This is a genomic window from Gardnerella sp. DNF00747, from assembly GCF_049262675.1.
GTDB lineage: Bacteria > Actinomycetota > Actinomycetes > Actinomycetales > Bifidobacteriaceae > Bifidobacterium > Bifidobacterium swidsinskii.
Genome location: NZ_CP058394.1, coordinates 405748 through 432076, shown reverse-complemented (window position 1 = coordinate 432076; position 26329 = coordinate 405748). Strand labels below are relative to the sequence as shown.

The 26329-nt window shown below is 46.0% G+C and carries 16 protein-coding genes and 1 other RNA gene; 3 read left to right on the top strand and 14 right to left on the bottom strand.

From position 1 onward, the window contains the following. Positions 1 to 145: 145 nt before the first annotated feature. The 9 genes from HXT32_RS01510 to HXT32_RS01470 all read right to left on the bottom strand — a co-directional run bounded on the left by HXT32_RS01510 (position 146) and on the right by HXT32_RS01470 (position 17749). On the bottom strand, positions 146 to 1603 hold the full coding sequence (locus tag HXT32_RS01510; RefSeq protein ID WP_422119010.1) for a PIF1 family DEAD/DEAH box helicase: 1458 nt from the start codon (positions 1601 to 1603) through the stop codon (positions 146 to 148). A gap of 57 nt (positions 1604 to 1660) precedes the next feature. Next, the gene (gene orn / locus HXT32_RS01505; protein ID WP_004107431.1) at positions 1661 to 2368 is read right to left on the bottom strand and encodes an oligoribonuclease; all 708 of its coding nucleotides are present in this window, start codon (positions 2366 to 2368) and stop codon (positions 1661 to 1663) included. Positions 2369 to 2562: 194 nt separating this feature from the next. Next, positions 2563 to 4107, bottom strand: a complete 1545-nt coding sequence (guaB, locus tag HXT32_RS01500; protein WP_064621403.1) for an IMP dehydrogenase — start codon at positions 4105 to 4107, stop codon at positions 2563 to 2565. Positions 4108 to 4343: 236 nt separating this feature from the next. Beyond that, entirely contained in the window at positions 4344 to 5447 is a 1104-nt protein-coding gene (locus HXT32_RS01495) for an MraY family glycosyltransferase (RefSeq protein ID WP_004108465.1), read from the bottom strand. A gap of 127 nt (positions 5448 to 5574) precedes the next feature. Then, positions 5575 to 6243, bottom strand: coding sequence for an L-threonylcarbamoyladenylate synthase (locus HXT32_RS01490; RefSeq protein WP_116773683.1), 669 nt, complete (start codon positions 6241 to 6243; stop codon positions 5575 to 5577). Positions 6244 to 6356: 113 nt separating this feature from the next. Continuing rightward, positions 6357 to 7271 (bottom strand): peptide chain release factor N(5)-glutamine methyltransferase, encoded by a 915-nt coding sequence (gene prmC / locus HXT32_RS01485; RefSeq protein ID WP_012914391.1) that lies wholly within the window; start codon positions 7269 to 7271, stop codon positions 6357 to 6359. A gap of 39 nt (positions 7272 to 7310) precedes the next feature. Then, positions 7311 to 8408: a peptide chain release factor 1 gene (prfA, locus tag HXT32_RS01480; RefSeq protein ID WP_012914392.1), complete on the bottom strand. Its 1098-nt coding sequence runs from the start codon at positions 8406 to 8408 to the stop codon at positions 7311 to 7313. A 139-nt stretch (positions 8409 to 8547) separates the two neighbouring features. Further along, a complete protein-coding gene (gene rpmE / locus HXT32_RS01475) occupies positions 8548 to 8760 on the bottom strand; it encodes a 50S ribosomal protein L31 (RefSeq protein ID WP_004118797.1) in 213 nt (70 codons plus the stop codon). 157 nt (positions 8761 to 8917) lie between these two features. After that, positions 8918 to 17749, bottom strand: a complete 8832-nt coding sequence (locus tag HXT32_RS01470) for an InlB B-repeat-containing protein (protein ID WP_422119009.1) — start codon at positions 17747 to 17749, stop codon at positions 8918 to 8920. Between the two features lie 325 nt (positions 17750 to 18074). Between HXT32_RS01470 and ssrA the strand changes: the two genes are divergently transcribed. After that, positions 18075 to 18471: a transfer-messenger RNA gene (gene ssrA / locus HXT32_RS01465) on the top strand. 67 nt (positions 18472 to 18538) lie between these two features. Here ssrA and miaA read toward each other — a convergent pair. After that, entirely contained in the window at positions 18539 to 19552 is a 1014-nt protein-coding gene (gene miaA, locus HXT32_RS01460; RefSeq protein ID WP_415705377.1) for a tRNA (adenosine(37)-N6)-dimethylallyltransferase MiaA, read from the bottom strand. A gap of 142 nt (positions 19553 to 19694) precedes the next feature. Between miaA and HXT32_RS01455 the strand changes: the two genes are divergently transcribed. Together HXT32_RS01455 and HXT32_RS01450 are read left to right on the top strand one after the other, a co-directional pair. Continuing rightward, a complete protein-coding gene (locus HXT32_RS01455; RefSeq protein ID WP_004108491.1) occupies positions 19695 to 20504 on the top strand; it encodes a GTP pyrophosphokinase in 810 nt (269 codons plus the stop codon). 184 nt (positions 20505 to 20688) lie between these two features. Further along, complete coding sequence (locus tag HXT32_RS01450) at positions 20689 to 21435, top strand: Bax inhibitor-1/YccA family protein (RefSeq protein WP_285089550.1); 747 nt, start codon at positions 20689 to 20691, stop codon at positions 21433 to 21435. 437 nt (positions 21436 to 21872) lie between these two features. Here HXT32_RS01450 and tuf read toward each other — a convergent pair whose 3' ends face one another. The 4 genes from tuf to rpsL form a co-directional block, all read right to left on the bottom strand. Beyond that, entirely contained in the window at positions 21873 to 23072 is a 1200-nt protein-coding gene (gene tuf, locus HXT32_RS01445; protein ID WP_004118785.1) for an elongation factor Tu, read from the bottom strand. A 168-nt stretch (positions 23073 to 23240) separates the two neighbouring features. Further along, on the bottom strand, positions 23241 to 25370 hold the full coding sequence (gene fusA / locus HXT32_RS01440) for an elongation factor G (RefSeq protein WP_004107409.1): 2130 nt from the start codon (positions 25368 to 25370) through the stop codon (positions 23241 to 23243). Positions 25371 to 25412: 42 nt separating this feature from the next. Next, a complete protein-coding gene (rpsG, locus tag HXT32_RS01435; RefSeq protein ID WP_012914396.1) occupies positions 25413 to 25883 on the bottom strand; it encodes a 30S ribosomal protein S7 in 471 nt (156 codons plus the stop codon). 3 nt (positions 25884 to 25886) lie between these two features. Then, the gene (gene rpsL, locus HXT32_RS01430) at positions 25887 to 26258 is read right to left on the bottom strand and encodes a 30S ribosomal protein S12 (protein WP_003813881.1); all 372 of its coding nucleotides are present in this window, start codon (positions 26256 to 26258) and stop codon (positions 25887 to 25889) included. Between the last annotated feature and the right edge of the window lie 71 nt (positions 26259 to 26329).

The window sequence follows — 26329 nt, the reverse complement described above, 5'->3', positions numbered from 1 at the left end:
GATTAAATCATAACGTGCAAAAATATAACAAAGCGACCAAAACGACTCAGGTGTGAGTAGTTTATGCCGCTTCTAAGGCAAAATCCGACCAAAACGACTCAGCCGCGAGTAGTTTATGCCGTGCACAAGGCAAAAGCTTAGAATATTAAAACTCGTCGTCGAAAGAAAATTCGTCCGTAACGCCATCACCAGCATTTTCAAAAAGACTAAACTCCTGCTGATCCGCAAAATCACCATCTGCTTTTTTGGCAACAAACGAGGAAGCCCCATCGCTAGCAAGCAGCTCACTTGCGCACCTTGACGCCTCACGCAAAGATCCGTCTAGCAGTACAGCATCCGCCGAAACACTAAACGCGCGATCGTTAATACCTTCCAAATAAAGACCGCCCAGATTTTCCACGCGAGAAAGCGCAACATATCCCATTCCGGGAGCGAAAGTTCTACGCAAATCCATTACCGCACTATCGAGCGTCATACCTTGCGACTTATGAATCGTAATTCCCCACGCGCAACGAAGCGGCACTTGATTTACGCTAGCAAGTACAGTCTCACCGTCCGTCATTTCCCACGCTGCAGGCTTAAGAGTTACAATATTGCCGTTTTCAAACTCAACAATCGGCCAGCCGCCCTTAGATTCAGGCGCAAAACGCAAGACACGCCCAACAGAGCCATTTACGTACTGCTTTTCCTGATCGTTTCGCAACGCCATCACAGCAGCTCCGGCCTTCAAAACTAAACGCTCCGGAGCAAGCATATTCTTTTTTAAGCGCTCAACGAGATTTTTAGGTCCTGCTTCCGTTGCAACGAATTCGTGAGGCTCAGAATCAATTTCCGCAAGCTGCATATTATTTAAGCCATCTGCTTGCGAGTTCGTTGGGAAAAGATGTACTGCAACTTCGTCATCTTGCGGATACTCACCAAGGCGGCTAGCAAGCACTTGCTTATCGTCGTCACTCACGAGACCGCTACGAATATCCGTCAAAACTTCTAGCAACTTGCCGTCATCCTGACGATGTTGCTCAGTTAAGTAGCACACAACAGGTTTCAAAGCGTCCCATGCAAACGATTCCGTAATATAGCCTTCCGGATTTTTTCCAGATGCAGCATACTTTTCGCGCGACGAAATAAACTCCGAGCTCGGCTCGAACACGTCACGATTTCGCATAGAAGTGCTAACAGGCGGCAATTGGAAGAAGTCGCCCGAAATAACTACTTGAAGCCCGCCGAAAGGAGCGGGATTTTTGCGCACCTTCCGGCAAACTTCATCAACCATGTCAAAAAGCCACGCGTGAATCATGGAAACTTCGTCCAACACGAGCACGTCCGTGGCTTTTATGCGCTTTCCTCGCCTAGCTCTAATTGTTTTAAGAAGCGTATCCGTAAGCGCGTTTGAAACTCCAACTCCACTCCACGAGTGAATGGTTTGACCGTTTAAGTGCGTTGCCGCAATACCGGTAGAGGCAGTTACAGCAACGCTTAAACCGTTCTTTCGCATTGCGCGAATAGCTTCGTTTAATACGTAGGTTTTACCTGCACCCGGAGCACCGGTAATGAACGCGCTCGCGCCAGCGTTGATTATGGTTAAGGCTTCGGATTGCTTCATTGGCAGTACCTTTTATTGCGTTTAGTAGTCGCGCTTTATTTAATAGTAGCGTTGTATTTAGTAGTCGCGCTTTTCTGCGGAATTTACGTCTTCTAGCGCCTCTCCGCGACGCTCATAGTCACGAAGCAAGCTCGTGCTTTCAATGTGTTGCGCACCGGCTTTTGCTTGAGACTCGCTTGGGCCTGGAGCTGGAACGAACATCATATCGCGGTAATAACGAAGCTCGTCAATCGACTCAATAATATCCGCGAGCGCACGGTGACCGCCATGTTTTGCCGGCTTATTGCGGTAAACGTCCGGGTAAAGCCTGCGTGAAATTTCCTTCAACGTGCTTACGTCGATTACGCGATAGTGCAGATTTGCCATTAAATCTGGCATGTAACGGTCGAGGAATTTTTTGTCAGAACCAACTGAGTTTCCAGCAAGATGCGCTTTTCCGCGAGCTGGCAGGAAACGCTTTACGTACTCAACAACCTGCTTTTGCGCTTCTTCTAACGGCAAACCGTTCTTATTCCACTCGTCAACAAGCCCAGAAGAAGTGTGCATATTGCGTACAAAATCGTTCATGTGAGCCACAGCAGCATCGCTTGGCTTAATCACTAAATCAATGCCGTCGTCCAAAACTTTCAAATTAAAATCAGTTGGAACTACAGATACTTCGCATAATTCGTCATGGAAAATATCGAGTCCAGTCATCTCGCAATCAATCCAAATTAAGCGCGACTCTTCCGGCGTAAACGTAAGATCTTCCTTAGCTTCAGCCATTTTCGTTCCTTTCCTAATATTTTTTCGAACCCATCAGCCTACATCTTCGTACCGACGAAGCGCGTATTAAAAACGACGAAAAGCAGACAAGTTGTGAGTAACTTGCGTAACTTTTCGCCGTTTAGTGCAAAATTATTTGCGATTTATACGCGACTTATACGCGATTTAATCGCGCAACTTACGCACCACGCGACTTAGTTGTGGAAACCGCTGTAGTTTGGTGCTTCTGCAGTCATCACAATATCGTGAGGATGAGATTCGCGAAGGCCAGCATCAGTAATGCGAATAAAGCGGCCGCGCTCTTGCATTTCCTTAATATTGTGCGCACCAACGTAGAACATTGACTGGTGTAAGCCGCCGAGAAGCTGGTAAAGCACAGCGTTAAGCGGACCGCGATATGGAACTTCGCCTTCAACGCCTTCTGGAACCACCTTGTCGGAGCTGGTAACGTCTGCCTGGAAGTAACGATCCTTCGAATAAGACTTCTTACCGCGAGGAGCCATTGCACCAAGCGAGCCCATGCCGCGGTAAAGTTTGTACTGCTTGCCGTGAAGAAGAACCTTCTCGCCTGGAGCTTCCTCACATCCAGCCAAAGTGCCGCCGAGCATAACAGTGTCCGCGCCTGCAACCAAAGCCTTAGCAATATCGCCGGAATAGTGAATACCACCGTCTGCAATGCATGGAATTCCAGCAGCCTTGCAAGCCTGAGCCGCATCGTAAACTGCGGTAAGCTGAGGCACGCCAACGCCTGCAACAACACGCGTAGTGCAAATAGAGCCTGGACCAACGCCAACCTTTACAGCGTCAACGCCAGCGTCAATCATAGCCTGTGCGCCTTGGCGAGTTGCAATATTTCCGCCAATAATTTGCACGCCGTCGAAAGCCTTATCTGCCTTAATGCGACGAATCATGTCGAGAGCCAAGCGAGCCTCGCCGTTTGCGGTATCGACCACAAGCACGTCAACTCCAGCTTCCATAAGAGCGCACGCACGCTGCCAAGCATCACCCAAGAAGCCAATGCCAGCAGCAACGCGCAAGCGACCCTGATCATCCTTAGTAGCATCCGGATACTGTTCAGTCTTCACAAAGTCCTTAACAGTAATCAAGCCTGTAAGCTTACCTTCAGCATCAACCAAAGGCAACTTTTCAATCTTGTTATCCGCAAGCAAGCGGTGAGCATCTTCCTTAGAAATATTTGAAGGACCGGTGACGAGATTTTCGCGCGTCATCACGTCCTTAACTTTCAAGCAATCGTAGTCTTCGGAAGCAATGAAACGCATATCGCGGTTGGTAATAATACCAACTAAACGATTTTCGCTATCCACTACCGGAAGACCAGAAATATGGAAACGCCCGCACAATTTATCTAAATCGGCGAGCGTAGCATCTGGGTGAACAGTAAGCGGGTCGGTAATCATACCGGATTCACTGCGCTTAACAATATCAACCTGCGCAGCTTGATCATCAATAGAAAGATTGCGGTGAAGTACTCCAATGCCACCGTTACGCGCCATGGCAATAGCCATATCGGACTCGGTAACAGTATCCATAGCTGCCGAAATAGTCGGCACTTTCATGGTAATTTCGCGAGTCAGACGAGTGGAAGTATCCACTTCGGACGGAATAACATCAGTTTCGTTTGGAAGCAAAAGGACATCGTCATAAGCGAGACCGAGCTTCTCGAAAATTGGTGGAACAGGAGCATACACGGATTCCGTGTTCATATCAGTTGTAGCCATAGGGTTACTATACGTTTTTGCTATGACGTTTGCCGAAACGCACCCTCCAAACGCGGGCGCGACGACATGCTTGAGCGCAGCACAGCGCGCGCGAAAGCAATTCGGAGCGGAAACTCGCTCAAGTTGGAAGTCCAGTGGACTTCCAACGCGAGTTTCGTAGCGAGCGCTTATAGCGCGAGCGTACTCGCACGTTTTGAGCGCCACGCCACATTAAGAAAAACAAAATTAAGCAGTTGTTACGAATTGCGAAGTTCGGGCAGGCGACAACGCAAGTACGGCATCATTGTGAGCACAGTAAGTAGCGCAGCAGCAAGAATCATTCCAACAAGCACATACACAGCTTTAAAGAACAAAATCATAATAGAGCCAAACGCAATTAGTGCAGCCCATCCCCACAAAATCAGCACAGCACCCTGCACAGAATGCCCAATGCGCAGCATGCGATGATGCAAGTGCATGCGATCCGGATGCATTGGCGACTGCCCTTTAGCAACACGCCTAAAAATAGCCAAGCACATGTCAAGAACCGGCAAAAACAGCACAAGAATCGGCAACAAAATCGGCATAAATACAGGCAAATAAATACTCGTATGAACGGCGGAAGGATCCAAATGGCCGGTCATAATAATCGACGCGCAAGTAATTAAGTAGCCGATTAACATGGAGCCTGAGTCACCCATAAAAAGTTTTGCTGGATGCCAATTGTGCATAATAAATCCAACGCACATACCTACCATTGCAACGTCAATAAGAGTTGCCATTGAAGCGTAGGATGGCGACGTGCGCGCAAGCATGTACGAGTATGTTGCGAAGGCAATGCCGCCGATTGCAACGATTCCAGAAGCCAGTCCGTCCAGCCCATCTACAAAATTTACTGCATTAATTGAAGCAACGATTAGTATTGCAGTTATTGCGATTGACACGCTTGGAGATGCCGTTACGAGCGATCCTAGTGGCAAAGTTACGATTTGCAACCCTCCCCACGCTACAAAAACAGCTATAAGCAGCTGACCGGCAAGCTTTAGCATCCAATCTAGATCCCAAATGTCGTCGCATACCCCAAGCAGGCATATCATAACGGCTCCGGCAAGCACCACCCACGGCTGGTGAGTTCCAGCAAAAAGCCCGGAAATAAAGGGCATTGAGCTTGCGAAAGCCATGGCAACCGCGAAACCAAAAAGCATACCCACACCGCCCATGCGAGGAGTTGGAATAGTATGCACATCGCGCGCGCGAACTTTGCCAACAGCACCCATACGGATCGCAAGGTGACGAACAAGCGGCATAATAAGCCACGTAGCACCGCCTGCAATTGCTGCAATAAACAGGTATACCCTCATGAATGCGTCCTTTGCTATGCGATTACTTCGTTGGTTTTAGCAGCGTTTGCTAAATTTTCGCTTGCTTATTTTGATTGTAGCGATTTGTTAGTACCAGAAATTTAGTACCAGAAATAAGTTAATAAACTTACTCACTTAACGCATTACGAATTTCGCACTCCGAAATCACACCTTCGCGCAAAATCACAATGCCGTCTTTATCGTTTGAATCCGCACCAACTACAGTGCTTGCCACGTGCGAGCGAGTCGGGCCTGCGTTCAAATACAGTGGAATCTCGTTGCCGAAAGCCGCAAATGCTTCTTCCACACTGTCTGCACTTTCGTTACCGCTGCGATTCGCGCTAGAAGCAGCCAGTGGACCGGTGACTCGCAAAATTTGCATTAATTCCGGACAATCCGGCACGCGCACGCCTTGAGTTGATTCGATTGCTTGAGTTTTCTCATCAGTCTCATTCGTTTTGCACAGCGTTGCAAGTTTGGACGCAACCGAGTCCTTCTTAGCGCGCGCAATCGGAGAATATCCACCCGGAAGGAACTTTTTGCCTAAAATATCCAGCGGAGACGGCAAATACAGCCCAAGTTTTTCTAAATCTTCCACTCCGCTCATTAAAATTTGCAACGCCTTCGTGCGCGGTCTGCGCTTAAGCTCGTAAATTTTTGCAACTGCAGCTTCGTTAAACGGGTCGCAAGCAACGCCGTATACGGTGTCAGTCGGCACTACGATTACGCCACCCTCATTAATAATTTGCGCTGCCATTTGCAGTGATTCTTCGTTAATCGTGCAAATTTTACTCATTTTTAGCCTCTTTTGTTGCTTTTATTTATCTTGTTGCTTTTGTTTATTTGCTTATTTTATTCTGTTTGAGTCAAATCTTTCGTTTGAGTAAAGTCTTTCGTTTTAGTCAAATCTTACTTTTGCGCAAAAGTGTATCGCGGTCTGCCAGTTAAGTCATTTCCAACGCGCGCACGCGAAAAACCTACGCTTTCCGCATACTTTTTAAGCGCATCTCCTTGCGAAATATCGTGCTCCATAACCATCGCTCCCCCAGACTTAAGCAGCGCAAAAGCCGCACGCATAATCTGCTCCGGAATAAGCAAGCCGTCCGCAGAACCACCATAAAGCGCAACCGGCGGATCGTACTCTCGCACTTCAACTTGTTCTGGCACTTGACTTTCCGGCACGTAAGGCGGATTCGTTATTACTAAATCTACTTTGCCGCAAATTGCGTGAAGTTCCGGCGTGCAATCCGAAATATGCGATTTGGTTGCGTCTGCAAGCACAGCATGATAGCGACTGAAAATCTGAATATTTTCCCACTTTTTTGCAGTTTCTTCGAAATTTTTTTGCAAATATTGGAAAGCTTCAGGAGATTTTTCTACAGCCCATACTTGCGCGTCTGCAACTTCCGCCGCAATCGACAATCCAATTGCGCCCGATCCGGCGCATAAATCGACTACCGTCAGCTTGCTAATACCAGACTCTCTAAGCCAATCCAATCCAGCTTCAACAACAATTTCCGTTTCCGGCCGCGGCACAAAAACGCCCTTACCAACTTGCAAATCCAAGTAGCGAAAAGGCGCGCGACCAACAATATGCTGCAACGGCTCACGAGAAGCACGCCTAGATATAAAATCGCTATATTTACTAGCATAATCTTGCGAAAAATCGGTTAAATCGCCAAGTATTAGCGCCTTGTTCAGCTCAGCTAAGCTTACGCCGCAAGCATGAGCCAGCAGCAAGCGTGCATCATATTCTGCTGACTCCACGCCTGCAGAATCAAGCTTTTTAACAGCATCGCGCAAAACTCGCAAAAGTTCTTGCATTTTAAGAATTGCTTGGTTATTTCAGTAATTTTACTTGACTTACTTGGCTTGCGCTAAGCGGTCAGCTTCATCCGCCTGAATATCACTGTCGATAACAGGCTGCAAATCGCCGTCAAGAACCTGATCAAGATTGTAAGCCTTGTAATTCGTGCGATGATCCACAATACGATTTTCTGGGAAATTGTACGTGCGGATTCGCTCAGAGCGGTCGAGCGAACGCACCTGTGAGTGGCGCATATCCGCCGCTTCTGCTGCCTCCTGCTCGTGCTTCATGGCAAGCAAACGAGACTTTAACACGCGAAGGGCTGCCGCACGGTTTTGAATCTGCGATTTTTCGTCTTGCATGCTAACAACAATTCCGGTTGGAATATGCGTCATGCGGACCGCGGAATAAGTAGTGTTCACGGACTGTCCACCAGGGCCGGAGCTCATGAAAATGTCGATCTTCAAATCTTTTGGATCGATTTCGATTTCGTCGTCATCTTCGTCTGCTTCTGGGAACACGATTACGCCAGCTGCGGAAGTTTGAATACGTCCCTGCGATTCCGTAACTGGGATTCGCTGCACGCGATGCACTCCGCCCTCATACTTCATGCTTGCCCACACGCCATCTTCTGGAGCAGGCGTACCTTTTGCTCGAATCGCAAGCTGCACGTCTTTTACGCCGCCAAGTTCCGTTGAATTTTCGCTTTGGATTACGGTAGTCCATCCGCGCTTTTCCGCGTAACGCATGTACATACGCAATAAATCGCCAGCAAACAAAGCCGCTTCTTCGCCGCCTGTGCCAGCTTTAATTTCCATAATCATATCGCGCGCATCATCCGGATCCCTAGGAATTAGCGCCGTGCGAAGCTTTTCTTTTGCTGCTGGAATCTGCTCTTCTAAGCGCTTAGCTTCTTCAGCAAAATCTGGGTCGTCGCTTGCCATTTCGTTTGCGGCTTCAAAGTCGTCGCAAAGCTGTTTGTAATTTAGGTAAGCGTTTACGATTGATCCAAGTTCTGCGTGCCTACGACCGAGCTTACGAATAGCATCCGGATTTGACGCAACTTCCGGGCTTCCCATACGACTTTCAATATCGCGATACTCTTCTAACGCGGTAACTGCTGCCGGGAATTGTTCCTCTACTGACTCAGCCATCATATTCCTTTGTAGTCACGCTTAACGCGGATTGTAAATCAAAAATTTAAATGTTAAATATTAAACACACATGTTTAGCACATAAAACGCCAGCCCCGATTCCGCGAGTTACACGAAAGCAGGGCTGGCGTCACAAAAGCTACTTAGTCTTCTTACCGTAGCGCTTCTCGAAGCGAGCCACGCGACCGCCGGTGTCGAGAATCTTCTGCTTGCCGGTATAGAATGGGTGGCACTTTGAGCACACGTCAACCGTCATGTGATCGCCATCAGCGGTAGAACGAGTTACGAAAGTGCTTCCGCAAGAGCAGGTAACCTGCACTGCGTGATAGTCGGGATGAATACCCTGCTTCATAATGTCTCCTATGGAATTCGGGCGACCCGGGTCGCAAAGCCCCAATAGCTAAGCGTGAACCGGAACCTTCGTAATTCTAGTCACCACCCTCGACGCGCTTATAATCCGCATAAAAATGGAGCGCATGAAAAATTCAAACGCTCCAAATTTAAATAAATTATTTATTATTGCGACGCTTGCGATGGTGTTTGCCAGTCTTTACAACCGCGAGACCAATTGCTGCGATTGCTGCCGACAAAATACCAGCGGATGCAGAAGAAACCGTATTGCTACCAGTTTTAGCTAATTCCGGCTTTGCTTCAGCAGTTTCGTTTACATCCTTTTCTTGCTTCTTTTCATTCTCAATAGTTACGTCATATGAAGTATAAGAATCAAGAGAAGGAATAGCTTGTTCAGGCGTTGGAGCAGGTTTGCTCTCAGAAATCACATCAATTTCAACAGTAATTTCCGCTTCGCGACCATACTTGTCGGTAGTAGTAAACGTTAGCTCAACTTTCGGCTTGCCGTCAACAATCTTAGGCGTGCCAGAAATCTTGCATTCAGTACCAGCGCAATTTGCGTTAATGCCGTTTACAGAAGTTAAGCCTTGAGCAACTAACTCGTTAATAGTTACTTTCTTGCCGTCTACTGTAACCGTTGTGTTATTAACATCTCCTTCAGTCATGTTTTGCAATCTGAAGTTCGTTAAAACACCCTCGCAAGCAGAACCACTAAACTTAAACTTCATAGGAGCCATCTTCTCAAAGTTTGCAGTAATAATGGTTTCGCTTTCTGGGAATACCATTGCAATATCAGCGTCAGTAATACCAGCTTGCACAAGTAAATTCTTCAAAGCTTCAATAGTTGAGTGTTGTGAATTACGAATTATTTTTGCCGTATATGACTTTCCTAATATTTCAGCAACAATAGCCAATCTATTACGACTTGCTTCATAACTCATATTCTCGTTATTTATAGCTTCAGCAAGAATATTCTTTATAGCCGCAAATGTAGAATTCTTAGATTTGCGGATTACATTAGCTGTAAACGACATGCCATAGCGTTCAGCAATCTTAGCTAATGTTTCACGCTCAATATCAGTTGATTTGTGGTTATCAGCACTGTTATAGATGGTATCAATATGTTTAGAGTAAGATACTTCATCCCAATTCTTGAATATATAACCTTTGTTAGCAAGAACGTCTGGAATATAATTCTTTATTTCAGACATTCTATCTTTACGCACCCAGTATGTATGCATTGGTGACTGCATAGTTCCGCCATTGCCAGCTACATACGTTACCTTTGTGTAGTTTTCTAAAATGAACTTTCCTGCTTGACTGCCAGCTGAAGGCAAATCTCGCTCTGCAATCACATTCGGAAGCACTTGAATAGGTACATTTTCATAACGTACTATCTTTGCACCCTTCTTATTTGGATCAGATGTTTCAACCTTCACTCTAACGGTAGTAATTCCAGGCTTCGCAATTCGAACAGAATTTGCACCGGAAGAATAAACTACACCAGCACCGTGCATGCCCGCAATCTCTAGGTTATTAGGATCAACACCAGACACAAGCTCATCAGGAGCAGGAACTTCATCTCCAACACTCTTAACAAACTGAGATACATTCACAGGCATATCAGCAATCTGATTTGCAACATATACGCGAATTTGTCTATTCTTATTTGTGTCAGTTGACGGAACAGGCTTGTTGCCTGCATCATAAACTTCCCACTTGCTAAAGCCCTTAAGCTGTTGCTTTAACTCATTAGTTTTATTATTAACGTCATTTTCATATGTAGTACTATCGGACTTAAAGTAGATAACTTTCGGTTTGTATGAGCCATCATCCCACTTCCTTCCGAAAGCTGGTAAGAACACATACGGCACGTAGTTATCTGGAATTTTCTCATTACTCTTCGCGTCGATGATGTTCATCACCTTTTCATACACTGCTTGGTATGTAGTATTTTCAGAGTACTTTAATTTACGAATCTCATCATTCGATAACAACTTTTCATCATTCGCGTTTTGCACATCAACGCTAGTTGCAGATGCTGGTTCACTTACCATCAAAGTAGTGACAGGAATTTCAGGTTGATTTGCTAATCCTCTTCTTGCACTCGAACGAGCATTAGAATTATCATTATCAACAAAATTCTCAAGCTTCCTCCAGCCTTTGAACACGTAATGGTATCCACCAGCGTCATAATTCTTGCCAACAGCTTGCGGAGCTTTTACGCCCGTAACATCGTCTTTAAGAACGTAGTACAGCTTAGTAGTATCTTTATCAAGGCTGCCCTGATCTTTATGATCAACTTGATTGGCATTTATAAAGTTGACCTTAACATACTTATCCTTATTGAGAACAAGATCACGCTCTGCAGCAACACCAGTAAGAGGATTAGTATCGCCAGGCTGATGTGAAGGCTGAGTACTATCTGGTTTCGGTAGGCTCTTATCGTACATCAACTGATAAAGCACCTTTAAGCGTCCTACAAGTCTATAAGTCTTGTAATCTGCTGCATCCTTATACTTAACTGTAACTTTCAAAGGAACAGTGTACAAAGCAGGCTTCTTAAGCATCTTCTGCTTTAACTTATTTTGTTCAGCTTCAGTTGGCAAATCATATTCGACTTTTATGTCTTCTATGCCATTATTCACAGCAGCATCTGCTTTGAGCTGAGACATATTAGTTATAAAATCGGTTAACTTTGGAAGCGTGTCAGGCTTATCTTGCACAGCGACCAAGTAATCAGTCTGCACTGTTGGCTCTGTCCAAGGGGTTTGATCTGCCACGAACTCTTGGAATGGTTTATCAACTTTCCAATTCGAAACATCATCTATAGGCGTTACTTCTTCTTTGCCATTAATCATGCTGCTTCGATTCCAAGTTCCCTTAGCATTGGTTAGGTTCTCTTGAAGCCTTGTCAACGCACTAGTCTGGTCGCTAGCACTGTAAGGAATTTGCGAAAGATCAGTACCCTTCTTTACGTAGAACACCTTAGGGCCGTCTGTGCCGTCCTTCCACTTTCGTCCTGGAGCAGGCTTGAAGATTGCAACTACAGAATCTTCTGGAACTGTTCCATTGTCGGACGAGCTGGAGAAGTAGTCGATTCGCTTGTAAATAGCGTGGTAAGTTACGCCGTCTTGCAAATTTACTTTCTTGTAGCGGTCGCTTGAATTTATGTCAAACGTCTGCTCTTGTTTTGGATTTTCAGCAGTTGGCTTTACAACATTAGTCGCCCAACCCTTAAACACGTAGTGGTAATGCTGGTCGCTGTAATCATTGCCGAAAGCTTGCGGCACGCGGATTCTAACTTCCTTGCCCTTATAAACGTACGCAGTAAGCGTAGTTTTTTCACCAGCAGGATGATTGGCATTATCTCCATCGTGACCAATAATAGTGCCTTCATCATTCTTGCCGGTGAAAGTAATCGGCGCATACTCGTCAATATGCGCTTTGCCGTAGTCAGTAGCTTTAAACTTATCCCACTCGCTTGCGTACACCAAATCCGGCAGCACGCGGTACAGCACTTCAGCTTCAGCAATGTTATTGCCAAGATGCACTTGCACTTTAATCTTGTGTAATCCTGGAGTGTTGTCAAACTTTTCGCCAGGCGCAAAGCTGAACGTAGCACCATCTGGATAATCACTAGCATTCGTTATAAGCTTCTTAGCATCATCACTACTTCCAGTACTAATCTTCTCAATTGGCTTAAGCACTTGCGGAGCTGCAGCAACAGGAGCTTTAAGCTTGAAGTGAGCAATGTAAATTACTTCAGGATTGTTCTGCTCTTCGGAGCGAATCGGCAAGCGATTCACACCATCGGAATACTGAAGCGTATGCGAGCCAACTTCAGACGAACCGACTTTTGAAGTCCAACCAACAAACTCAAATCCAGGCTTTGCTTTTACTGTTGGAAGTGGCATTTGATAAGCTTTTGTGCCCTTAATTGCGTCGTACACAAGAGCAGAGTCGTCAGCTACATCCTTGTTCTGCCAGTCAACAACGCTGCCCATAGAGTCTTGACCATCAGCCACTTTGAACACGTAGCGCGTGTAGTGATCTGGACGAGCTTGCTTATCGTCATTGCGTTTAAGCACGCGAACGTCTTTATATTTGAAGATGAATGTATCTTCTCTAGTCTGCTTACCTTCGCTATCAGTAGTATAAGTAATATTCTGCTGTGTGCTTTCCGGCACAAAGCCTTCAATCGGCTTGTAGAATACTACGTCGTACTTTCTGTTTACAGAGCTGACTTCGCTTTCTGGAAGAAGCTCCTTACCGTTTTGATCAATATACTTTACCTTATACTTGCGCGTATTGTACGTTTGGTAAATAAACTCGCCAGTATTCTGCTTCTCATCACTCGAAGCTTCAAAGCTCGTGAACTGCTTATCTGGGAAGTGCGTTTCGTCGCTGTAGACTGCTTCCGCATTGTAGCGCAAATGCTCGCGCAAGCCGGAAACCGTTTGAGTAGAAACGTGATCCACCATCGCGGCTTTTTCTGCGTCTGAAAGACCCTCTTTCTTATAGTCAGCAAACGTTACGCCTGGCTTTAAGAATATGTGCTTAAAAGTACCGTTGTAGCGAGTATCCTTAACCCACACTGCATCAAGCTTTATATCTTCTACTACTTTATTGCCAAAAGCGTACGGCAAAGTCGTGCCGTTCTTTTTAATCTCCCAGCCGTAGAAGTCGTAGCCTTTGCGCGTTGGGGTGCTTATCTTCTTTTCGTCAATAACATGGTAGCGAGGGAACTTCTTTTCCGTAACTACGTCGGAGCCACTTATTTCATTGCCGTTGTCGTCGGTTTTCGGCATATGGTAGTCAAACGTTACAGTGTGCTGAATATCAGTTGGAAGACCCCACGCAGCGTAAAGCTTAATGCCGTTGACTGGCATTGTAATATCTTTGTTTTCGCCATTTATAAACTGAGTACCAGCCTGATCAACAGCCCAGCCTTTAAACACATAGTCTTCTGGCAAATCAGCAGGGCGAACGATGGAGTAAGTCTTGTTATTAAGCGTGAAAGTGTACTTGCCGTCGAACTGCTTAGACGTATTACCGGCATCGTCTTTAGTTACAGAAGCATCATAAGATGTATCGTTTCCGTATAGCTCTTTGTCTTCGCCCGTCAAATCTTTTTTGCCGCGCTTAGTCAAACTATACTCGAACGGCAGGCTCTCTGTAGCAGCGCTACCGTTTGTAGCTATAGCCTTGCCATCCGCATTATAAAACTGCACATCGTACGACTTGCGGTTGTACCTAAATTCAAGTAGTTTGTTAGTTTCAAATTCAGTTGCATCACCAGAATAATCTTCTTGTTCATCTACTGGAACGCCCCTATACTTTCGAAATGCTAAATGATACTTTTTAGCAAAAGCATTCTTCTCATCATCACTTAAATCATCCCAATTCCCATGACCATGAGATTCGTTATACCACTCTTCCCGATTATCTTCAAAGTCGAATGGATCTAACGAATCACCAACTTTTGTCTTATCATAACCATCAGCAGGATTAAAACCTGCAATAGATGGAGCTGTATATAAATAACCCGAATTGTCAGTATCATCTTTGCTATATGAATCAGTTGAAAGCTCATAATCATTGTCGTCTATATCATCGCCACCGTTTTTAGCAGACGCAATACTTTGCTTCCTAATAATCACCTGTATAGGCGCACTTTTACTACTGATATCAGCAGTAAGCAGACGCTGATTATCTTTCAACTCGTATTGCTGTGCACTAGGATTCGAAGGGTCATCACTAATTTTAGGCGCTTGATTATTACCTTGTACACGGAATTTAGGATCAGCAAATTCTTTTATAGTAAAACGATACGGAGGAGTGTCACGATAATTCACTTCACCTGCATATCCAAGCTGCCATCCTAAAGAGCCTATATTTTCTTCATTAAAATCTAATTCATTTATATCAGGCCAAATATCAGTAAGCTTTTGACCGTAACGAACTTTTACGCGGTAGCCCTTATGGTCAATTTTGTTGCCATCGTTATCTTCATTTTCGCTATCATACTTCGTTGAGCAATTGCCACCATCAGCATAGCAATAAATAGTTATTTTGCCGCTTTCGTCTTTTCTTTTTATAGCAGCATTGTTACCACTATCTACGCCAGTAGGCTTAGCAAAAATAAGCTCGTAAGTCTTGCGGTCGTAAACTAAGTTAAGAGTGTTGTTTAAGTCGTTCGCGCAAAGCTGCGATTTACTACGTTTGCCTAAATCTGGGTGACCCGGCACAAAATCATGTTGCTCAGTGTTAAGCTTTTTAGTAAGCTCCTTATTCACATGGAAGTAGCGTGTGAATATATCCTTGCCTTTGTTTGAAGCGTCACCAGGATTCGCGGTATCATACCCGTCTAAGCTTGTTACAGGCGTATCGTTCATCCAGTTGAACTTTGAAATTAAGCCGTCTTTGTAACTCTTATCCTTCGTGCCCTGCAACTCTTCTTTCGTTAAGCCAAGCTCTGGGTTTTCTACATAATTATCTTCGTTTTTACCATTAAGCTTACTAGTATCATTAGCAACGCCGGCATCATTCATCTTATTAAGCGCAACGTCACTCTCTGTCTTCACGTTCTTGCGCTCAACAAGACCAACAAAGTCGTAGTTTGCAAGCGAATCCGGATGCTCTTTGTCAACCAAATCCGCTTTTTGCACCCACACGTTCACGCGGTAGCTAGTAGTATTGTTCGCTTCCCAATTAGCGCGGAATTGCACATTGTGATCCGGCATCTTGTAGTCATCAAGAGAAACAATAGTATTCTCAGCATAAAGCGGATCACTCTCTTTGCTAGGATCTACTAAAGACCATCCTTTAAAAGTGTAACCTCGCCTAGTTGGTTTCGTAACTTGTGGCACATCTTGCTGGTAATACACTTTTTGAGCAGTAACATCCGTGCCGCCAGCAGAATCGTAAGTAACTTCATACGCCTTACGGTAGTAGCGAAGGTTCAAAACTAGCTTATCTTTTTCATCTTCAGAATCCGAAAGCGGCGAGCTAATAAGATTATGCTCCGGCTCGTAGCCTGGAATGTACAGAGCTACAGCACTCACATCTGAACCAACAGTGCCAGTAACTTCAGTGACGTGGATACGTTCTTTTTTGCCATCTTTGTAAGTTACTTCAATAGTCTTGCCAACGCCAAGATTTGGAGCATCGTGAAACTCATCCTTATGATCGAGATCCTGCACCAAGTGACGCACATAGTACTTAGCTGTTTTAGGAGCGTAGTTGATATTCAACTCGCCGTAGTACTGAATGCCGTCTTTTGCTTGTGGCTGAGCAGACGATGAAGATTGCGTAGTTGTCGTTGTTTGAGATGACGAAGTTTGCGGAGCTTGAGCGCCGTTATTGCCTCCAACAGCCGACCTTTCTTTTACAGCGTAATCAGTAATCAGCTTCTTGCTTAAACGCAAGTAACGCTTAGCATCCGCATCCGTACCGTCGTCAATAACAAACTTGTCTTCGCTGTTTTTAATGTAGTACTGGTAATCACCGGAGTGATATACGGACGGACGGTATCCAGCAGCCTTTGGAAGCTCAATGTACTCGTACTTGCCATCTTTGCCTAGATTATCGAAGTCTTCTTGATCAATTGTAAGCTCATACGGCTGCACAAGCTGCTTATTCGCAGCACCACCAATCGTATAGCGAATTTTCAAATTATACGTAGCTTTTGGCTTTTTGTCGGTTTGTACCTGTTCGTTGGCTTGCTCTGTGTTTTCAGCAGTTGGATGCTGCTCATTCGGCTTAATTACCTGGCTGTTTGGATCAGTTGCTGCGTTATTAGTTGTTGTGCCAGCGTTCGATGTAGAAGCAGGTGAAGGATGCTCATTGTTCGAAGCAGGCGTAGTGCTTTTCTCTTCGCCTGAGACGTTTGCATTTGCACCTTGTGCAGTTGTATTTTCTGTACTTGGTTTCGCTGTAGTTCCAGCACCAGCGTTAGACGCTGTACCTGTTGAAGGTGCAGGAGCAGACGGTGCAGTCGTATTATCTACAGTGTTCGCAGTCGGAGCTGCAGACGCATTATTTGCAGACGGTGCAGTCGAGGTTGCAGGCGCACTTGTTGTAGTAGTTACACTATTCCCGTCGGAAGCACCATCGCCGCTCTCAACAGACCTACGAACACGCACTCTTGGCGTATTTGCATCGCTTGCCGCATTCGTATTTTCTGCGTGAGTGCTTGAAGGTTGTTCGCTTGTATTCTGCTCGTTTGCAGGCTTTGCGCTTTCAGTATTTACAGGCTGCGTATTTGCTGGTTGTGCAGGCTGCTTATTTTCACCTGGCTTAACCTCAGCAGGCTTAACGTCACCAGCATTTTCTTCCGGTTGCTTTGCTTCCGGTTGCTTTGTTTCTGCAGGTTGCTTTGCATCTTGTTTTGCAGTTGACGTTGATTCTGGCTTTGCAGTCGGCTTCAAAGTTGGAGTCGACTCTGGCTTTACTGCTGGATGAACTGGCTGCACTGGCGCAGGCGCACTTACTGCATAAGAATGTCCGAAATTAACCTGTTCTGAAGAACTACCTAACTGCGAGTCAATTCCATCACGCTGTTGCACTTCGTGTTGTTGCGATTCGCGCTGCTTTGCTTCACTCTTATTTATTTCACGCTGCTCAATCTCACGCTGTTGTGCTTCACGCAACTTTTGCATTTGTGCATCATGGCGCGCAAGCTCTACAAACTTTTGAATTTGTGCACCCTTATTGAGTACGCCAGCACCCCACCGCTGCATATTCAATTCATCTACATCAGGCTTTACCTTTGCCCATTTTTGCGTCGTATTAGACGCATCGATAATATCTTTTTGAGTAGGCTGAAGCGCGGAAGCCACAACAGATGGAAGCATCATTGCCAAAGTTGAAGCAACAGCAACTCCAGCAACTCCCTTACGCAAAGCACGAGAACGCTTCACTGCATGAGCCTTACGAAGTGTTCTTCTTGGTGCCATATCACCATATAAATCTTTACGCTCTGCCATTATTTCTCCTCACTCCAACCATTTTCAAGTAAATCGCGCATACCCATAAATCTTCATATATATTATATATGAATACAGTATACGGGCATAAAATAAACATTTGTTATAATCTTTTATTCGTTACAAATCAACTACAACTCATATTTACACTTGGCAAATAAAATCACCTAACTAATAATATACTAATCAATACCCCCCCCCCAAAAAAAAAATCATCCGAACGACTATGCCGTGAGGAATAAGTGCTCAAGCAGTTCGTCGCGTTAAAATATGATACAATGTAGAAACGTGTGCTCTAGAGCAACAATTGTTTGAAAAATCAAAAGGGGTCGATCGGTTTCGACGGCGATCTGTTCGCCGCGGGGAAGCGTGCCGAGAATGCGGAAGTCCACTCGTAAACGTCCTTTCGCAAAAGAATAAGTGCTAAATCTAATCGCACTGAGTTCGCTCTCGCTGCCTGAGCTTCGCGCCAGGATTAACCAGTGAGCAGCTGCTCCGTTCACCCACTCACGTCTTCGGAGTGGTGCTGAACGTCATGAGAAGACTTGCTTGAATTGCCGAGCTGCAGGGCAATTCAGGGACTTTTACTGTAGATATGCTCGCCATGAATTGTCTGCTATAACATGGGGGCAGAAAAACTGCCGTGCGGCCAGCAGACTACGCACGTAGAAGACCGAGGGTACGGTCACCGGACCGGGGTTCAATTCCCCGCGACTCCACAAACGCAATAACGCCACTGCTCACACAGTGGCGTTTTTGTAGTAAAACCCAATGTTTCCAAGATTTAAGTTAAGCTTCGAAAGCATCTCCGAGATGGTGCTGAGTAGCGTGCTCAGTAGCATCAGAACTATTGCAATCAAACTCCCCCGCATCCGCAGCATCAACAATCGCGAGCGCAGCTTCCGCAAGATCCGGTCGCAACGCGTCCAACCAGTGGATGCGAGCATCCCTACCAAACCAACCCATTTGTTTGCGTGCAAGTCGTCGAGTTTTTTGTGCAATATCCGCAAAAGCCTCATCCTCGCTCCACACGCCATCCAAATAATCCATAATCTGCTGGTAGCCAAGAGCACGAGCTGCAGTCACACCCAATCGCCCTCGAATCGCGCGCACCTCATCCACAAAACCCTGCTCACGCATAATTTGCGTACGTAGATCCACGCGCTTATCTAAATCTTCACGACGCAAATCTAAGCCAATTTGCACGCAATCAATCATATACTTATACTTCGGAAGCGTTGCGGAATAAGGCTTTCCCGTAAGCTCAATCACTTCAAGTGCGCGAATTGTACGTCGCGGATTGCGCGCATCCATATGAGCCGCAGCAACCGGATCCTTTTGTTGCAACTCATCAAACAGCGCACTCGCTCCCTCTTTGCGCTCGCGCTCCTCCAAAGCTGCACGAATAGACTCATCCGTGCCTGGAAATGTAATATCATCCACAGCAGCACGAGCATACAATCCCGATCCTCCAACTAAAATCGGTCTCACACCACGCGATTGCAACTCACTAATACACTGTCTGGCCAAAACTTGAAATCGCGCAACCGTCATCGTTTCTTCAGGATCAATTATGTCAAGCAAATGGTGTGGTACTTCCGCCTGCTCCTGCGCACTCGCCTTAGCCGTGCCAATATCCATGTAACGATACATTTGATACGCGTCTGCGTTGATGATTTCCGCACGAATCCCACGCTCAGCTAATTTTTTCGCAAGCGCAATACCAAGACTAGTTTTGCCTGAAGCCGTAGGACCAACTATTGAAATTACTTTAGGAATATTATCCTGCTTATTTTCAGACAAAATACACTCCTCGTCAAAATACTTTGCTAGATTTTGCTTGCGCTCAATTACCTAAGATATTTATATCACGCTTTGCAAAGAATATTACATTTACATACGCACTCCCAGACGTTTAGCAGTTTTTATAGTATTATTAAAAGATGTGATACTTGATCGTCATAACCGCGTAAACGCAGCAGAACTCTATGCGCGTCTTCATAGCAACGAAGCAGCTAATGAAAGCAGCAACGTTAGCAGCAATGTTGACAATACAAAAAACCAACAAAATTGCTCCCAATGCGGCAAAACTAATTCGCTTATGCTTCCTGAAGACCAAATCGACGAATTTGTAAACATGATGCAAATTTACGAAGGAGCAATGTACGAAATAAGTACAAAGCTCGAGATTCTAGATAGCGAATTTCAGGTGCGGTTCTCTCACGACCCAATTCATCACATGGAGCGTCGTCTTAAATCAGTACACTCAATTTTTGAGAAACTGCAAAGGCGTCATCTAGATATTTCCACACGCTCTATACGCGATAATCTTTTCGACGTAGCTGGAATTCGCGTAATTTGCAACTACTGCGACGATGTGTATTCTGTAGCGCAATATCTTTCTAAACAAACAGACATTCAAGTATTGCAAGTTAAGGATTATATTAAGAATCCAAAACCTAATGGATACCGCAGTTTGCACGTAATTTATGCAGTTCCTGTGTTCTTGTCTTCTGGAGCACACTACACGCCAGTTGAAGTGCAATTCCGAACTATTGCTATGGATTATTGGGCTAGCTTGGAGCACGCTTTAAGATACAAAGCCGGTTTGCCGGATGCAAAGTTGGCTGAGCACTCTCAAACTTTGCTCGATTGCGCGCATAGCTTGCAAAATATTGAAACACAAATGCAAGGTATTCACCGCGATATTAATGGTGCTCCTCAAGTTGAAGAAGCACCTAATAGTAAGGCATAATATAAATACGAAGCGCAAGCTTATGCCATATTAGGCGTAATCTTATGCAAGATTAAAACCAGCTTATTGTACGAACGTATAAATTATGCTGTATTTTTTTAGCATTTTCCCAGATGCTTTAATTATAATTATGTGAGAACGTTGTCTTGACAGCGTTTTATTTCATAGCTGTTAAGGAGAAATAATGACAAACTTTACTCAAGATTATTACAGAAGCGGTGCTCCTGAAGTTATTGACACTCAGGCAACATATGCTTTTGAAGAAGCAAAAAGAGTTTCAGTAGGACGCACTTATGGCGAAATGACGCTTGGATTGATTGTTACAACTCTTGTGGCACTGTTCACTCAGAGCGGTAATTTCTGGCTTAGATTTATGTTTGCAACCCGCGGATGGGGTTGGCTAATGTTGGCAATTGCTCAGGTTGTGATAGCAGTTGTTCTTGGAACACGCTTAATGAAAATGAGTGAGACAACAGTACGAGTTTTGTTCTATGCTTATGCTGCTTTAACAGGATTTACTTTAAGCTCAGTCTTTCAAGTATTTAGCCTTGGATCTGTGGCATTAGTATTTGCTTTAACTGCAGGATTCTTCCTGTGCTTGACAATGCTTGCACTTACTACAAAAAAGGATTTGCTTAAAGCTGGTCCAATTTTAATGGTTGCATTACTTGTATTCGTTGTTGCGCAAATTATTATTTCGTTTATTGGGCAAGATACTGGAACAATGCGTCTTATGGCTGGAATTGGCATCGTTATTTTTGCAGGTTTAACAGCTTACGATGCTCAGCAAACTCGCGCATTACTTGCACAATATGAAAATCAGCCTGAAATGGTTAAGAAAGTATCTATTTTCTGCGCATTCCAGCTGTTCTTGGACTTCATTAACATGTTCATCTACTTGCTAGAGTTGCTTGGAGATAATAGAGATTAGCAATACTAAAACTAACATACGTGTGTTAGTTGCTTAGCTATTTAACCCTGCCAGATTAGTATTTGGCAGGGTTTTATTATGCTCTCTGTACTCCAAACGCGAACGCGTTAACAGTGCCGAGCGTTACTAACACCCATCTCTCACACACTTCTCAAATCACCTACCAGAGACACTAACGCAGAACACAAACTGCACCAGTAACGAAAAAACAGTGGCGCTCACGTGGGTAACGCGCTCGCTTACGAAACTCGCGTCGGAAGTCCCCCGGACTTCCAACCTAAGCGAGTTTCCGCTCCGAGTTGCTTTCGCGCGCTAAATCGCAGCGCTCAAGCAGGTCGTCGCGCTGATAAAACAAGCACATACAACAAAAGACCCCACGAGTTTCCTCGCGGGGTCTTTATTAAGCCTTAGCTAATATTTTTCAGTTAGAAAAAATACTAGGCAAGAATCTTGGTCACACGACCGGAACCAACGGTACGGCCACCTTCACGAACTGCGAAGGTCAAGCCCTCTTCCATTGCGATTGCCTGAATCAACTCAACAGTGAAGGTTGCGTGATCGCCTGGCTGAACCATCTCAACGCCGTCTGGCAAGGTGATAACGCCGGTGACGTCGGTGGTGCGGAAGTAGAACTGTGGACGGTAGTTGGAGAAGAACGGCGAGTGACGGCCACCTTCGTCCTTGGTCAAGACGTAAACTTCGCCTTCGAACTTGGTGTGTGGGGTCACAGAACCTGGAGCAGCCACAACCTGACCACGCTCAACATCGGTACGGTTGATACCACGGAGAAGAAGACCAGTGTTATCGCCAGCTTCGGCCTCATCCATCTGCTTGTGGAAGGTCTCGATGGAGGTAACGGTGGTGGTCTGAGTTGGACGCAAACCAACGATCTCAACTGGGGTGTTGATTGGGAGCTTACCACGCTCAACACGACCGGTGACAACGGTACCACGACCGGAGATGGTGAACACATCTTCGATTGGCATCAAGAATGGCTTGTCAAGATCGTGAGTTGGGGTTGGGATGTACTCGTCAACAGCCTTCATGAGCTCCTTGACGGTCTCTACCCACTTCTCGTGATCTGGAGCGTCATCGTGCAAAGCACCGTAAGCAGAGGTGCGGATGACTGGGCAGTCGCGATCGAAGCCGTTTTCTTCGAGGAGGTCACGAACCTCTTCTTCGACGAGGTCGATAAGTTCTGGATCATCAACCATATCGCACTTGTTCAAAGCAACGAGGATCTTCGGGACACCGACCTGCTTAGCGAGCAAAACGTGCTCACGGGTCTGAGCCATAGGACCATCGGTAGCAGCAACCACGAGGATTGCGCCATCCATCTGAGCAGCACCGGTGATCATGTTCTTCACGTAATCAGCGTGGCCTGGAGCGTCCACGTGAGCGTAGTGACGCTCAGCGGTCTGATACTCGATGTGTGCGATGTTAATGGTAATGCCGCGTTCCTTCTCTTCTGGAGCGGCATCAATCTGATCGAAGTCATACTGAGGGTTCAGATCTGGATACTCGCCATGCAGCACCTTAGAAATAGCCGCGGTCAAGGTAGTCTTACCGTGATCAACGTGACCAATGGTACCAATGTTAACATGCGGCTTAGTACGCTCGTACTTTTCCTTTGCCATGTGTTTGTCCTCCTGGACGTCTCGTAGTTTGCCTCACACATTTGTGAGAGGTCTTTCGCTACATATTACTGGGTTTCTGGGTTAGGTGCCACTTCGGTGCCAGAACCCAGTCAACGTAGGAAATTCTAGCGTTGACCGGGGACAGAAAACACCGAAGTAGCGTGCGCTTTATTCGCCGCGCTGAGCCTTAATAATCTCGTCCGAAACGGCCTTCGGGACCTCCGCGTAAGAGTCCATCTGCATGGTGAACATTGCGCGGCCCTGAGTCTTGGAACGAAGATCGCCAATGTAGCCGAACATTTCGCTCAGCGGCACCTTGGCGTCGATAACTTTCACGCCAGTAGCATCAGTCATAGACTGGATGTTACCGCGACGAGAGTTCAAATCGCCCATGACGTCGCCCATGTACTCTTCTGGAGTACGGACTTCGACAGCCATAATTGGTTCGAGAATTACCGGATTAGCCTTAGGAGCAGCTTCCTTGAAGCACATGGAACCTGCAATCTTGAAGGCCATTTCCGAAGAATCGACATCGTGAGTCTGACCGTCGGTGACGGTTGCCTTTACACCCACAACTGGGAAGCCGGCCAAAACGCCGGATTCCATAGCTTCCTGCACGCCTGCATCGATTGAAGGAATGAATTCCTTGGTGATGTGGCCGCCGGTAACTTCGTTGACAAACTGGTAGGTTTCGCCAGATTCTGTGTCGAGAGGTTCGAAGTTCATCAAAACCTTTGCAAACTGACCAGAACCACCGGTCTGCTTCTTGTGAGTGTATTCCTGGTTCATAACAGCCTTACGAATCGTCTCACGGTAAGCAACCTGTGGCTTACCAACGTTCGCTTCGACCTTGAACTCACGACGCATACGATCAACGATAATGTCAAGCTGAAGCTCGCCCATACCGGAAATCAAAGTCTGACCAGATTCCTCATCGGTCTTAACCTGGAATGTAGGATCCTCGTCAGAAAGCTTAGCCAAAGCCAAGCTCATCTTTTCCTGATCAGCCTTCGTCTTTGGCTCCACAGCAACCTCGATAACAGGATCTGGGAATGTCATGGATTCCAAAGAAATTGGGTTCTTTTCGTCGCACAAAGTATCACCAGTGCTGACGTTCTTCAAACCAACGAAGGTGTAGATGTTACCAGCTTCAGCTGAATCTACAGGATTTTCCTTATCAGCATGCATCTGGAAGATCTTACCAACGCGTTCCTTCTTGGACTTCGTGGAATCGTACACGGAATCGCCTGGCTTAACTTCGCCAGAGTAAACGCGCACGAACACGAGCTTGCCATAGAATGGATGGGTTGAAATCTTGAATACCAATGCTGCGAATGGATCTGTATTAACTGGCTTACGGTCAATTTCAACAGATTCGTCGCCTGGCTTGAAGCCCTTAATAGATGGAACATCTTCTGGGCTTGGGAGGAAGTCGACAACAGCATCCAGCATTGGCTGAACACCCTTATCCTTGAATGCAGAACCGCAAGTTACTGGGAATGCCTTACGCTCAATGGTAAGCTTACGGATACCAGCGCGCATTTCTTCTTCAGTAAGTTCGCCAGTTTCGAGATACTTCTCAACCAGCTCATCGTCAGCTTCAGCAACCTGATCCATAAGCTCAGCACGATACTGCTCTGCACGTTCCTGCAAATCTTCAGGAATGTCAACGGTGTCATAGTGAGCACCCATATCGTCCTTAACGTCATTCCAGACGTAAGCCTTCATACGAATCAAGTCAACAACGCCAACGAAGTCGTTTTCAGCACCGATTGGAAGCTGAATAACGAGTGGAGTTGCACCGAGCTTCTCCTTGATGGTCTTGACGGAATAGTAGAAATCAGCGCCAAGCTTATCCATCTTATTGATGAAGCAGATACGTGGGACGCTATACTTATCAGCCTGACGCCACACGGTTTCAGACTGAGGTTCCACACCTTCCTTACCATCGAAGACTGCTACAGCACCATCGAGCACGCGAAGGGAACGTTCCACCTCAGCGGTGAAGTCCACGTGACCTGGGGTATCGATGATGTTGATCTGATAGCGGTCATCAACGTCATGAGTTTGACGCTTCCAGAAGCAGGTAGTTGCAGCAGACTGAATAGTAATACCGCGCTCCTGCTCCTGAGCCATGAAGTCCATGGTAGAAGCACCATCATGAGTTTCACCGATTTTGTAGTTCTTACCAGTGTAGTAAAGAATACGTTCGGTGGTAGTAGTCTTACCAGCATCAATGTGCGCCATGATGCCGATATTACGAACCATATTCAGGTCGTTAAGCACATCTTGTGCCATATTCTTATCCTTAGCTCTTTAAGATACCGATTATCTTGTGGATTACCAGCGATAGTGAGCAAAAGCCTTGTTTGCTTCTGCCATCTTGTGGGTATCCTCGCGGCGCTTCACGGAAGCACCCAAGCCATTGGAGGCATCGAGAATTTCGTTGGCCAAGCGCTCAGCCATAGTCTTTTCACGACGAGCGCGTGAGAAGTCAGTAAGCCAGCGGAGGGAAAGAGTGTTTGCGCGAGCAGGCTTAACTTCGACTGGAACCTGATAAGTTGCACCACCAACGCGGCGAGAACGAACCTCAAGATTTGGACGAATGTTATCAAGAGCGCGCTTCAATACAGAAACTGGCTCCTGCTCGGTCTTTGCCTTCACCTGCTCAAGAGCGGTGTAGACGATGTTTTCTGCGATGGACTTCTTACCATCGAGAAGGATTTTGTTAATCAACTGAGCCACGACGGTCGAGCCGTAGATTGGATCAGGAAGCAGTTGATGCTTTTTTGCAGGTCCTTTACGTGACATGTTTTACTTCGCCTTCTTTGCTCCATACAGGGAACGACCCTGCTTGCGGTCCTTGACACCCTGGGTATCTAATGCGCCACGCACGATGTGGTAACGCACACCTGGGAGATCCTTCACACGGCCACCACGCACGAGCACGATGGAGTGCTCCTGCAAGTTGTGACCTTCGCCTGGAATATAGGCGGTTACTTCAATACCAGAGCTGAGGCGCACACGAGCAACCTTACGAAGCGCGGAATTTGGCTTCTTAGGAGTGGTGGTGTATACACGGGTGCATACGCCACGACGCAGCGGGCTACCCTTCAAGGCCAAAGTCTTTGACTTTTTCGGCTTGGCCTGACGTCCTTTACGGACAAGTTGTTCAATCGTAGGCAACTTAAGTTCTCCGATTCATTGTTATCTTCTATTTGGTGAAAACCGCCACACTGCAGCACACCATAACCAAA